Source organism: Psychrosphaera sp. F3M07 (assembly GCF_018860345.1).
Lineage (GTDB): Bacteria > Pseudomonadota > Gammaproteobacteria > Enterobacterales > Alteromonadaceae > Psychrosphaera > Psychrosphaera aquimarina.
The window spans coordinates 1-12,247 of the sequence record NZ_JAHKPJ010000021.1 but is presented as its reverse complement, the minus strand read 5'-3'; the positions used below and the strand labels follow the sequence as shown (position 1 = coordinate 12,247).

Here is a 12,247-nt window from a genome sequence, read left to right as displayed (position 1 = left end):
TCATGATCATACCTGCAATAGACTTAATTGACGGCTCAGTCGTTCGCCTTTACCAAGGTGATTATGCCCAAAAAACGGAATACAGTGTCGATCCTGTAACACTGGTAAACCAATACGCAGACGAAGGCGCACAGTGGTTACACATCGTTGATTTAACCGGTGCAAAAGACACAAGCAAACGTCAACTTACGTTAATCAAAGCAATGGCCGACAGCAAACGTATGAAGTTCCAAGCCGGTGGCGGTGTAAGAACAGAAGACGATGTTAAACAGTTATTAGCCTCTGGTGTCAGCCGTGTGGTTATTGGTTCACTTTCGGTACAAGAACCTGAACTGGTTAAAAGTTGGATTGAAACATACGGTTCAGAAGCCATAGTGTTAGCGCTGGATATTAACATCAATCAAGACGGTAAAAAGTGCATAGCCACGCACGGTTGGCAAAAAGATTCGGGCGTTGAACTTGAGCCTTTAGTAAACGACTTTTTAACAGTAGGTTTAAGACATGTATTGTGTACCGACATAGACAAAGACGGTACGTTACAAGGTCCAAATCAACAGCTTTATAAAGAACTCGCGGCACAGTTCCCTACCATCAGCTGGCAAGCCTCTGGAGGCATAAGTTGCTTGAATGACATAACACAGCTTAAACCATCGTTAATCGGCTCAGGAACAGATAACGCAACACCTAGTGGTGTCATATTAGGTCGCTCATTGTTAGAAGGTAAATTTACCGTATCTGAAGCACTTAACACATGGGAAGTAGCCAAAAGCGTTTAGCTTTGGCGAAAGCACTGAATTATGACTAATCTTAAACTAGTTCGGTATTCGGTGTACTTTTCCATATGACCCCAAACAACCAAATGCGTCCAAGCAGATTGTTAAATTACATCTGTGCAGTCATACTCTTTACCTTGTTTAGTAAGGTGTACGCTGCACAGGTTCCAATCTATATTCGTAATGACGTTTTTAATGACTATATAGAGTTTTTAAACGATAGAAATGTCATAAATATTGAAGACTACAGTGGCAAAAACGCAAGACGTGATGTGGCCGATATCATTATTGCACTGCAAAGCTTGCACTTAGGAGGCTTTAAACACAATTTCGATATCTCTTCAGGTAACGTCAACTTTCGAAATACCAAAATGTTACAAAGCGGTGAGTTGCTTATTAGTTTAGACAGTTATTGGCTAACCGATGCTAAAGCTATTGAGCAAGATGTATATATTTCTAGTCCGGTTATTAGACAAGGCGAATACGTTGCCGGTGTTTATACCAGCCCCAATAATGTTAAAACCTTAGCGACACAGAGATTAACTGACTTTCATAAATTAACCGGCGTCTCTACCCCAAAATGGCGTACCGATTGGGAGACCATGACCAGTCTTAATCTCGCCGAATTAATTCAAGAAGACCAGTGGATTAGTATGGCTAGATTAGTTAGCCAAGGCTGGGTTGATTTTATGTTAATGCCATTCCATCAAGATACCAAACAGGACTATAAAATATATAAAGTGCATCTTGTTCCTGTGCCTAACATTGCCATCATGCTGAATGGTTCAAGGCATTTTGTTGTGAGTAAACACCACCCTTTAGGTGAAAGCTCGATAAAAGCGCTTGAAAAAGGCATGGCAATACTACGCCAACAAGGCAGAATAAAAAAAGCATACATACAAGCTGGCTTTTTTGTCGACACAAAGGAAGTCAACATTTTAAACAAGTAACCCACTTTAACCTCTGCCTTTAGTTATTCCCCGTAATGAAAAAAAACTAATAAAATCAATGCAACTAACTGAATACCTGTTTATGCTAAACGAAAAAATATTTTAGGCTTTGGTGCCTAATTTTAATTTGAACTCATAACATGGGACCTGTATGAACGTACCTACTTTATTAAGAACGTCGATGTTCTTATTATTTGCTGCTTGCCTTTGCTCTTGTGCAAATACTGAAACAACCCCCGTTAAAATAGAAAAGCCAATTTCTCTACAAACAGCGGATTGGAATATAACCCCATTTAACAAACTCAGCTTTGAACAAGCGGTAAAACTAAGTCCGGAACAAGAACAGCACTTTTTAACCTTTTATAATTCAACTTATAACGAGGGCATTGCCCCTCACCAAAGACTTTATACATACCTAAGTCGCTTTGTTGATAACTTCAGTTACCAAAATACAACTTTATCATCGAACCAAGCGTTAACTGAAAAAACAGGCAATTGTATGTCACTAGCGCTCGTTACTACGTCACTGGCAAAACTTGCAGGTTTAGATATTAGTTATCAAGTTATCAATACGGCACCGGTTTATTATAAACAAGGGGAAAATGTGGTTGTTTCGCAACATATTAGAACCAAGGTTTACGCAAAAGATGAACCCATAGACGAAGATACTATTTACTTTGGACGCACTCATATAATAATTGACTACTACAAAAACCAAGTAGACTTACCCGGCAGAAAAATTGCTCATGATGAATTTGCCTCTAAGTATTATGCCAATCTTGCGGCTGATGCTTATGCAAATAAAGACTTTGAATTAGCAAATGAATATTCATCTAACGCCATGTTCTTATTTCCGAGTTCGGCCGAAAACATCAATACACATGCCCTTGTACTTAGACGACTTCAAGGCCTTGATAATGCGATTAATTTATTAGATAAAAGTTATCAAAAAGGGATCACCTCATTAAATTTAATGAGCAATTATAAAAGCTTTTTACTCGCTAAAGGTGATAAAGAGAAAGCGACATTAATAAGCAATGATATTAAAAATATTACAGACGATAATCCGTATCAATGGTTAGAACTGGGTGATGAGCTTTATAAAAAAGGAAAATATAACGAGGCACTCAGTTATTTTGAAAAAGCAGAAGCACTAGCACCTTATCTAGATGAAGTGTTCTTGGCACAAGCAAAAGCAATATTTAAACAGGGAAATAATCCGCAACTGGTTAAACAAAAGCTAAATGCCGCGCTCAACGCCCCGATTAAAGTGAACGAGGTTAATTTATATCAAGCAAAACTAGCCGCATTTGAAAGCCATTAGTATTATTTAATTTGATACAAACTACAGCGTATTGGCCGTTCAAATACGCTGTAGCCTTATTACGATTATTTTTCTAAAGCAAGCTCACGCTCGGTTTTAAACCCTAACACTTTTTTCATAATAATTGACGCTGGACAAAAGCCAGTGAAACTTTGCTGAAATAAATTGGCACCAATAAACACAGTAAACCACATAAAGTTTTCATGTACGTTTACGGTTAACACAACCGACAATAACACCATAAATCCAGCAAATGCATTTAACGCTTTTTCTAAAGACATAACGATCACTCCAACATTCAAAATTAATAAACTATATGCTCTTGCATACATTAGAATTCTCTAATACAGCCACTATACATTAGATATTCCTAATTTATAAATAACTTATATTAGATTTTTCTAAATTAATATAGTTTCTAGTTATATTGAATTAGGGATTTTTAATTGATGATTGCTAAAGATTTAAAGATTTAATGGACGGTTAATATAAATACGATGTATCAGCAAAGCTTCGAGTCACGAGAGACGAGTTGCGAGTTGCGAGTCTGATCTGCCCCAGAAATAATAGCCCCCACTCTTCCAGCACCAAAAAGCGAACTATTTTTGTCCATTTAATTGCCTTGTGATGTTTCGAGGACTACAATCAGACCTAATTAAAGACCACTTTAAAGTACTGAGTAAAGTATGACGACTAGAATATTAACGGAAGCGGCGGTTAGCATAAGTGAATTGAAAGCGAATCCTATGAAAGTAGCGATGAGTGCAGACGGCGATGCCATTGCTGTTTTAAATAGAAATGAACCAGCCTTTTATTGCATACCAGCAGAGACTTATGAATTTATGATGGATCACATGGAAGATCTTGAGCTATTGAGTATTGCTGAATCTAGAAAAAATGAAGAAAGCATTAAGGTTGAGTTAAATGACTTATAAATCGGCAAGTTATAAATCATGAGTTATCAGTTAGAATTTAAAAAGACAGCTCTAAAGGAATGGAAAAAGCTTGGCTCTACTGTACAAATACAATTTAAAAAGAAACTAGCTGAAGTTATAGAAAACCCTCATATCCAAAGTGCCAAGTTATCTGGCGCCAATGACCTATATAAAATAAAATTGAGGCAAGCGGGCTACCGCTTAGTTTATGAAGTAAATGACAGTATCATTACCGTCACTGTTATTTCAGTCGGAAAGCGCGACAGAGGTAAAGTTTATAAAACCGCAATAAAACGCACAAACTAGAGTAGCCATACATAAAATCAACGGGTCAATTGAATAGCAGTGAAACGGCTGTAGTTATGAGTGTCGAGTGTCGAGTAAAAAACAAATAAACAAAAAAGCCACTCTAATTTATTTATGTACGGAAATAATCTCTTGTGAGCCTTAACTTGTAGAGCGTTGCATTTTATTCGCAAGAACAGGTGTTCCATTATATGTTGTCTGGAACTGCGACGTATTTTCAAATCCATATTTTTGGTACAACTTAATGGCTGGGTAATTTGATGATGCAACATAGAGAGTTGCAGAGCCAACAATATTAGAAAGCATAAACTCTAGTAGTTTAATGCCAACCCCCTTCCCTCTGGCTTTAGGGTGAACAAATAACGCTCTAATTTCTGTACCTTTATAAGCACAGAACCCAATAACATCTTCACCACCATAAATGTAGATGTCTGACTCTAATATTTGAGTGGAACGTACAACATCTTTTTCAAAAGGTAATAGCTCAAACTCAGCAGACTCAAATTTTAACTCATCAAGTTTAGAGCTTTCATAAATAGTTAAAATACTTTGATAATCACTCTCTAAATATTCACGAATACTCATAGACACACCTTAAAAATAACGAGCCATCCCACTTTATCCCAACTCATTAATCGCCTGCTTAATGCGTTTAATAGATATTGGATATTTAGTGCCTATGCCTTGGGCAAACAGAGACACTCGTAGTTCTTCTATCATCCAATATATGTCGGTGATCTCAGAAGGAACGGGTAGCTCTTTTGGCAGTTTGTCGGTTAACTTGTCGTATAAGTCGTAAACTTTGTCTAACTCAATTTGGTTCATTCTGTCTTTGTTCGCGTCTATTTTGATTTTCTCTAGACGTTTTTCTAGCGCTAATACATAACGATAAATATCTGACAAGCGGTCAATTCCACACTCACTAACAAAACCTTTATAAATCAGCGAGTCTAAATGTGCTTTAATGTAAGCATTAGCTTGGATCATATCCAAACTTACCTTACCTTTTAATTGTTTAGATATTTTGTGGCCAACCAACAGGATTTTTTCAACTTGCAGTGCCGCGTCTAAAACCGTGTCGTTTAACTCTGCACGTATTTTATCGCGTAATTGGTTAAATGCGTCTTGGCTACGCGGCACAGTTTGTTCAACTTCTTTATGGATAACCGCTCTAATACAATCACTAATTAATTGGTCTATCTGGCCAAACGGATTAAAGTATAAAACTAACTTAGACTTGTTTGGTAGTTTTTGTTGTAGGTGTTTTATTGGTGATGGCAAAGTTTTAAAAATCAGCTCTACTATGCCGGACAAGTGACTGGCTTCTGCCACTTCTTGATGATCAAGCAACTCTACATTCACTTTGTTACCTGACTTCACCAAAGCTGGAAAGGCTTTTATTTGATAACTCCCCTGCTTTTTCATGTAGCTTATTGGTAAGTCACCAAAGTCCCAATCAGTTACGTCCGTTTGCTCAATATCGTCTGTTGCTACGGCTTTGATGGTGTTTTTAACTTGCTGCTGTAACGATGCTTTAACTTGTTCTAAGTCGAAACCTTGACCTATGATCTTCTCTTTATCATCCACCACCCTAAAATTAATTTTTAAATGTTTGGGTAAGTTGTCTAAGACCCAATCTTCTTTATTCAGTTTAACGCCTGTCATTCTAAATAACGCTTCTGTGATCACGTCAATAAATGGCAGAGTATGATCATCATGTTTGTCTTTTAATCTTTGTAATAAGGCGTCAGCGTAGTTTGGCGCTGGGACAAAGTTACGCCTTAATGTTTTTGGTAATGACTTAATTAACGCCATGATCAACTCATGACGATAAGCAGGGATATGCCAATCAAATTCGACATCTGTTATTTGATTTAATAACGGTAAAGGGATACGTACCGATATACCGTCGGCAAATTCTTCACCTGGCTCAAAGTCATAATCAATCGGTAAACGTAAATTGCCTTGTCGCCAATAATCAGGATACGAAATAGGTGATAGCTCAGTGCCATCCGACAACATAAAGTCTTCTTTTTTGGCTTTAAGCAGCTCTTGGTCGTTGTTCTTTATCCATTTTAATAAATCGGCTTTGCTGACGATATTGGCCGGTAACTTTTTGTCATAAAACGCAATTAATTCTTCTTCATCAACTAATAAGTCTCTGCGCCTAACTTTGTTTTCAAGGCGTTGAATGTCTTCCATTAAATCATTGTTATGTGTTAAAAACGGTAACTTTTGACCTAAGTCATTAGCAACTAACGCATCACGGATAAATATTTCGCGGCTTGCAACTGGATCGATATTACCAAATACCACGCGGCGTTTAGGGACAATCACTAAACCATATAAAGTTTGTTTTTCAAACGCTTGCACTGTGCCTTGTTTGGCACTCCAATGAGGCTCAGAGTAACTTTTGTTAATAACATGTTGTGCTAGTGGCTCAACCCATTCAGGTTGAATGCGAGCTGCATAACGAGCAAACAACTTAGACGTTTCTACTAACTCAGCGGCCATTACCCATTTGGCTGACGTTTTAAATAAATGCGACCCTGGAAATATATGGAACAAACTGTTTCTTGCCCCTTCATATCCTGGTAAACCGGGACGTTTCTCTTTACTTTTTTTATCGCCGTCTTTTATTTCTTTTTGACCAATATGACTTAATAAGCCTGATAACAAGGCTTGATGTATGCCTTGGTAATTTCGCTTTATGGTAGGTATGTCATTTAATTCGTCGTCATGATTATCTTCATCGATGGCATTATTCAGTGCAATGGCTTGCGCTTCTAGACTGTGCGCTTTAGCCGCTTTTACATTAAACCCTAACTCAGACACACTTTGTTCAATTTGATAAACCAAGTCTTGCCACTCACGAATTCGCATATAGTTAAGGAATTCTTGTTTACATTGTTTCCTAAACTGGCTACCAGATACTTGTTTTTTCTTAGCGATTAAATAATCCCAAAGATTAAGGTAAGCCACAAAGTCCGAATCTTTGTCTTTGAATCGTTTGTGTAGTTCATCGGATTTTTGTTTAAAATCGGATGGTCTCTCTCTTGGATCTTGAATACTTAACGCTGCAACGATGACGATAATCTCATGTAAACAATTAGTTTTACCTGCCGTGAAGATCATCTTAGCTAACCTTGGGTCGACAGGTATCCGACTCAAGCTCTTACCCGATGGTGTTAATTTATATCGGCTACGATCATTTTTATCTTTGTTAGGCGAAATTGCCTGTAGTTCTTCTAACAATCGAATACCGTCATTTATAAAGCGACTATCTGGCTTTTGTATAAACGGAAAGTTTTCTAAGTCACCTAAATTAAGCGACATCATCTGTAAAATAACAGAAGCTAAATTAGTTCTTAATATTTCTGGCGCTGTAAACTCAGGACGGGATAAGAAGTCGTCTTCACTGTATAAACGGATGCATATACCCGCCTCAGTACGACCACAACGTCCTTTTCTTTGATTGGCACTGGCTTGTGATATTGCTTCAATCGGTAAACGTTGTACTTTAGATTTATAACTGTATCGAGAGATACGTGCAGTACCAGTATCTATGACGTATTTAATACCTGGCACGGTTAACGAGGTTTCTGCCACGTTGGTTGCCAATATGATTCGTCTGTTATGGTGTGGCGCAAATATGCGGTTCTGCTCCGCTGCAGATAGTCGAGCATACAACGGCAGTATTTCAGTGTTACCAATTTTACGTTTGGATAGTGCATCCGCGGTATCTCTGATCTCACGTTCACCATTCATAAATAACAGAATATCACCGCTACTTTCGCGGCCCAATTCATCAACCGCGGCAAAAATCGCATTCATTTGATCGCTGTCATTATCTGAATTATTACGCGAATCGTCGTTTAAATATTCTGATGACATTTCATCTAAAGGTCTATAGCGCACTTCAACCGGAAAGGTTCTGCCCGTTACTTCAATAATTGGCGCACCATTAAAATGTTTACTAAAGCTTTGTGGGTCTATGGTTGCAGACGTAATAATAACTTTTAAATCTGGACGTTTGGGTAACAGCTCACGTAAATAACCCAAAATAAAATCGATGTTTAAACTGCGTTCATGGGCTTCATCTATGATGATGGTATCGTATTGATTTAAATATCTGTCGTGTTGCATTTCTGCTAACAACACACCATCAGTCATTAACTTCACATAGGTATTGTCACCCACATGATCCGAAAATCTGACTTTGTAACCAACAGCCGTGCCCATTTCACAACCGAGCTCATCACATATACGTGTTGCCACACTTCGGGCAGCTAAACGTCTAGGTTGTGTATGGCCAATCTTACCTTCAATGCCTCTGCCCAACTCCATACACATTTTTGGTATTTGAGTTGTTTTACCTGAACCGGTTTCACCCGCAATGATCACCACTTGATTTTCACTAATGGCTTTTTTGATCTCTAAATGCTTTTGACTAACCGGTAATTGTTCCGGGTATTCTATCTTAGGTAAACCGTCTATTCTCTGTTGTCTAAGAGCAATAGACTTGTCTATTTCAATTTGTAATTTATCTAATGCTTTAGCTTGTTTATCAAGATCTTGAATTTTTTGAATTCGACGTAAACGACTCGATAACAAATGAAGATCTTGTTTTAACACTTGTTTAATATTTGATGTTTTAATTTCAGGCACTTTTAATTCAGACACAGTAGGTAACAAGATTGGAGTGTAATTACTTGTATTCTACCACTTTTACGCACATACAAAAAAGCCCCAAACTAGAGTAGATTGAGGCTTCAATAATATAAACGTGTTTACACAAACCGAGTACCTTGTTCATATATTGAATGTAAGTGCATATCTAAAGCTTTTAGAACGTTAGTACGATTGATACAACCTATGAGTCGGTTATCATCATCAACCACAGGATACGTTTTCGGTTTAGTGCCAGACATTTCATCCGCTAACTCTAAAATACTCTCATATGGCTTTTTGGTTAATACGTCCGTTTTCATAACGTCCGCGACATTTTTTGAAGATTCACCGCTATGGTAAGAAGAGGACAACATAGCTTTGATGCAATCTTGTTCGGAAATAAACCCTATAATATTACGATTAATGTCAATTACTGGCCCACCTGTGGTTTGGGACTGCAGTAAGCGTTCAACGGCTTCTACTACGCTTTCTGAGCCTTTAAAAAAGACCGGTCGGTGATTCATATAGTCTTCGATTTTTAGTGATTCCATCCAATTCCCCTGCAGTTATTCTTTTTATTTGGATTTTTAAAGGTTACTCAAAACAACGTTATTTCTATTCTGGTATATCAACAAGATGAATACCTTAATAGTCTTCTAATTCAATGATATGAATAATGTTGAAGTGATGAATATCCCTTACTGTAAGACTAGAAGTAAAATCCTAACTTTGCCTTGTTTTTATTAAACTTTTTTCAATTAATTAAATCTTCACTTCAAAATGAATTCGCTTAATCTGAAACATTTGAATTACAACTAAGTTGTCTTAGATCAAGTAATAAAAATAACGAAGGTTTATGCTATCAATATCACTAATAACCCAATTACTGAACTATGATGCACCAAGAGATATATCAATTAATGAAGTATAAACGCGACGAACTCAGTGCACGTCTAACCAATATACAGCAGGATTTTTGTGCAGAATCCCCAGTAGACGATGTACTTTTCACGGTTGCTCATCAAACCAAGATTGAATTGCATGAAGTTAAAAAAATAATTGATGAAATAGAACACGGTAGTTTTGGGTATTGTCAGACATGTAAGTTGCCTATAGAAGCGGAATCATTAAGCAAAAACCCTTTTGAAACGAGCTGTAATAAATGTAAATCCGCTAACTAATGCCTTTAATGCTGTAAATTTGGGCTTTTGTTAAACTATCTCCAGAATCACTTTGACATAACCGACTGTAACCCTTTAAAGTCATGTACTTTGTATATTTAGCAGACCTAAACATCATGACTGATCCTTCATCTACTTTATATTGGTACGATTTCGAATCTTGGGGGACAAGCCCTAAAAAAGACAAACCATCACAATTTGCTGGGATAAGAACCGACTTAGACCTAAATATAATTGGTGAACCTTTAGTAGAATATTGTCAGATCCCTAACGATTATATACCTCATCCTGAAGCTGCATTAGTCACCGGTATTACACCGCAAAAAACACTGCAAGAAGGCTTAATAGAGCCTGAGTTTATTAAACGAATTCATCAAGAGATCAGTAAAGCTAATACAACCTGTGTTGGGTATAACAATGTTCGCTTTGACGATGAAATGATACGTTACACTCTTTATCGTAACTTTTATGACCCATATGCCTACAGTTGGCAAAACGGTAATTCACGTTGGGATATCCTAGACATGGTTCGAGCCTGTTATGCATTAAGACCAGAAGGAATTAATTGGCCTACTGATGATGAAGGTAAACCTAGTTTTAGATTGGAGTTGTTAACCAAAGCAAATGGCATAGATCATGGGTCAGCTCACGATGCCTTATCCGATGTTATCGCCACTATTGAACTGGCTAAGTTAATTAAAACCAAACAGCCAAAATTGTATAATTTTTTGTTTGAACACAGGAATAAACAAAAACTTGGTGAGTTAATCGATGTTTACCGTAGTACCCCACTGGTTCATACCACAGGTATGTTCTCGCCTTGGCAAGGTTGTACATCTTGGGTTGCCCCAATCGCGTTTCATCATAAAAATAAAAACGCAGTGGTGGTTTACGACTTAACAAAAGATCCAACACCGTTAATATCATTAACTGCACAAGAGATCGCTGATAAGTTATATACCAAAACGGAAGACTTAAACGGCGAAGAAAGAATCGGATTAAAACAAGTTCACTTGAATAAATGTCCGGTATTAGCACCAGCTAAAACATTATTACCAGAAAACGCTGAGCGTTTAGGCATAGACAGACAAGTATGCTTAGATAACTTAGCCATTATCCAAAAAAATCCAGAGCTAAAAGCAAAATTAGCCAGTGTATTTGAATTTGAACGTGAATTTGAGAAAGAAACGAATCCAGAATACCGCCTGTATGATGGTTTTATTTCCGATGTAGATAAACAACAAATGAATTATATCCATTCATTTCCGGTTTCAGAACATGGCAAACTGGAACCACAGTTTAAAGACCAACGTATGATCCAATTATGGAAATTATATAAAGCACGTTACTTTACATCGAGCTTGTTACCGGAAGAATTAAACTGGTGGCAGCAATATAGAACGGATAAGCTAATGCATGGTGTCGATAAACCAAACTTAACCTTTAGTGAGTTCCAGCTTAGCTTAGAGAATAATGCAGAAGCCAATCAAGATAACCCAGCAGCAACTGCTATCTTGAAGTCGCTATACCACTACATACAGACGCTTTAGATTAATTAAACGTTAGCACTTATCAAACAGGCCATTAATTTGGCCTTTTTTGTACCTGAGTTTTACTAGAGGTTTTTATTAAACTCCAGACATAAAAAAACGCCCTAAGCATTAGCTTAGGGCGTTTAGAATGGGTACTTGACAGTGAACTACTCTCGCATGGCGACTGCCACACTACCATCGTCGCAACTGTGTTTCACTTCTGAGTTCGGAATGGATTCAGGTGGTACCACAGCGCTATTGCCATCAAGCATAAACTGGTAAGTTTTAAGTAATTTGAGAAAATAAGAGACTTAAAACTAAAAACGCTCCGAGCAAAAACTCAGAGCGTTATAATAGGAGTCTGGCGGTGAGCTACTCTCGCATGGCGACTGCCACACTACCATCGCCGCAACTGCGTTTCACTTCTGAGTTCGAAATGGATTCAGGTGGTCCCACAGCGCTATTGCCACCAGACAAAAGCGTTATTGCGTATTTAACAATGGAAAGCTTCTTAACTGACGTATCAGTTAAGTAAAAAATAAAGAATTTGTATCATGTTTCAAGAACACTTAAGC

Annotated in this window: 11 protein-coding genes and 2 rRNA genes; 7 read left to right on the top strand and 6 right to left on the bottom strand. The window is 37.5% G+C overall.

Annotated elements, in window-relative coordinates; all coding sequences use genetic code 11:
- Positions 1-2 precede the first annotated feature (2 nt).
- The 3 genes from hisA to KO505_RS10750 all read left to right on the top strand — a co-directional run bounded on the left by hisA (position 3) and on the right by KO505_RS10750 (position 3,047).
- Positions 3-776 carry a 1-(5-phosphoribosyl)-5-[(5-phosphoribosylamino)methylideneamino]imidazole-4-carboxamide isomerase gene (hisA, locus tag KO505_RS10760; RefSeq protein ID WP_216055474.1) on the top strand — a complete coding sequence of 258 codons (774 nt, stop codon included), beginning with the start codon at positions 3-5 and terminating at the stop codon, positions 774-776.
- A 65-nt stretch (positions 777-841) separates the two neighbouring features.
- Positions 842-1,723, top strand: coding sequence for a hypothetical protein (locus tag KO505_RS10755; protein WP_252731769.1), 882 nt, complete (start codon positions 842-844; stop codon positions 1,721-1,723).
- Between the two features lie 151 nt (positions 1,724-1,874).
- Complete coding sequence (locus tag KO505_RS10750) at positions 1,875-3,047, top strand: tetratricopeptide repeat protein (protein WP_216055473.1); 1,173 nt, start codon at positions 1,875-1,877, stop codon at positions 3,045-3,047.
- A 65-nt stretch (positions 3,048-3,112) separates the two neighbouring features.
- Here KO505_RS10750 and KO505_RS10745 read toward each other — a convergent pair whose 3' ends face one another.
- On the bottom strand, positions 3,113-3,328 hold the full coding sequence (locus KO505_RS10745) for a DUF2892 domain-containing protein (protein WP_216055472.1): 216 nt from the start codon (positions 3,326-3,328) through the stop codon (positions 3,113-3,115).
- A 405-nt stretch (positions 3,329-3,733) separates the two neighbouring features.
- Between KO505_RS10745 and KO505_RS10740 the strand changes: the two genes are divergently transcribed.
- A complete protein-coding gene (locus KO505_RS10740) occupies positions 3,734-3,982 on the top strand; it encodes a type II toxin-antitoxin system Phd/YefM family antitoxin (protein WP_216055471.1) in 249 nt (82 codons plus the stop codon).
- A gap of 18 nt (positions 3,983-4,000) precedes the next feature.
- On the top strand, positions 4,001-4,288 hold the full coding sequence (locus tag KO505_RS10735) for a type II toxin-antitoxin system RelE/ParE family toxin (RefSeq protein WP_216055470.1): 288 nt from the start codon (positions 4,001-4,003) through the stop codon (positions 4,286-4,288).
- Positions 4,289-4,429: 141 nt separating this feature from the next.
- Here the strand turns inward: KO505_RS10735 and KO505_RS10730 are convergent, their stop codons facing one another.
- From KO505_RS10730 to KO505_RS10720, 3 genes are all read right to left on the bottom strand, one after another.
- Complete coding sequence (locus tag KO505_RS10730; RefSeq protein ID WP_216055469.1) at positions 4,430-4,873, bottom strand: GNAT family N-acetyltransferase; 444 nt, start codon at positions 4,871-4,873, stop codon at positions 4,430-4,432.
- A 33-nt stretch (positions 4,874-4,906) separates the two neighbouring features.
- Positions 4,907-8,971, bottom strand: a complete 4,065-nt coding sequence (gene hrpA, locus KO505_RS10725; protein ID WP_371819988.1) for an ATP-dependent RNA helicase HrpA — start codon at positions 8,969-8,971, stop codon at positions 4,907-4,909.
- A 107-nt stretch (positions 8,972-9,078) separates the two neighbouring features.
- The gene (locus KO505_RS10720; protein WP_216055468.1) at positions 9,079-9,510 is read right to left on the bottom strand and encodes a CBS domain-containing protein; all 432 of its coding nucleotides are present in this window, start codon (positions 9,508-9,510) and stop codon (positions 9,079-9,081) included.
- A 369-nt stretch (positions 9,511-9,879) separates the two neighbouring features.
- Between KO505_RS10720 and KO505_RS10715 the strand changes: the two genes are divergently transcribed.
- Positions 9,880-10,140 carry a hypothetical protein gene (locus KO505_RS10715; protein ID WP_216055467.1) on the top strand — a complete coding sequence of 87 codons (261 nt, stop codon included), beginning with the start codon at positions 9,880-9,882 and terminating at the stop codon, positions 10,138-10,140.
- 116 nt (positions 10,141-10,256) lie between these two features.
- The gene (gene sbcB / locus KO505_RS10710; RefSeq protein WP_216055466.1) at positions 10,257-11,690 is read left to right on the top strand and encodes an exodeoxyribonuclease I; all 1,434 of its coding nucleotides are present in this window, start codon (positions 10,257-10,259) and stop codon (positions 11,688-11,690) included.
- Positions 11,691-11,826: 136 nt separating this feature from the next.
- Here the strand turns inward: sbcB and rrf (KO505_RS10705) are convergent.
- A 5S ribosomal RNA gene (gene rrf, locus KO505_RS10705) occupies positions 11,827-11,941 on the bottom strand.
- Between the two features lie 90 nt (positions 11,942-12,031).
- Positions 12,032-12,146, bottom strand: a 5S ribosomal RNA gene (rrf, locus tag KO505_RS10700).
- Positions 12,147-12,247 lie beyond the last annotated feature (101 nt).

Coding starts and splice junctions, on each gene's coding strand:
- hisA (WP_216055474.1), top strand. CDS start 3: ATGATCATACCTGCAATAGACTTAATTGACGGCTCAGTCGTTCGCCTT.
- KO505_RS10755 (WP_252731769.1), top strand. CDS start 842: ATGACCCCAAACAACCAAATGCGTCCAAGCAGATTGTTAAATTACATC.
- KO505_RS10750 (WP_216055473.1), top strand. CDS start 1,875: ATGAACGTACCTACTTTATTAAGAACGTCGATGTTCTTATTATTTGCT.
- KO505_RS10745 (WP_216055472.1), bottom strand. CDS start 3,328: ATGTCTTTAGAAAAAGCGTTAAATGCATTTGCTGGATTTATGGTGTTA.
- KO505_RS10740 (WP_216055471.1), top strand. CDS start 3,734: ATGACGACTAGAATATTAACGGAAGCGGCGGTTAGCATAAGTGAATTG.
- KO505_RS10735 (WP_216055470.1), top strand. CDS start 4,001: ATGAGTTATCAGTTAGAATTTAAAAAGACAGCTCTAAAGGAATGGAAA.
- KO505_RS10730 (WP_216055469.1), bottom strand. CDS start 4,873: ATGAGTATTCGTGAATATTTAGAGAGTGATTATCAAAGTATTTTAACT.
- KO505_RS10720 (WP_216055468.1), bottom strand. CDS start 9,510: ATGGAATCACTAAAAATCGAAGACTATATGAATCACCGACCGGTCTTT.
- KO505_RS10715 (WP_216055467.1), top strand. CDS start 9,880: ATGAAGTATAAACGCGACGAACTCAGTGCACGTCTAACCAATATACAG.
- sbcB (WP_216055466.1), top strand. CDS start 10,257: ATGACTGATCCTTCATCTACTTTATATTGGTACGATTTCGAATCTTGG.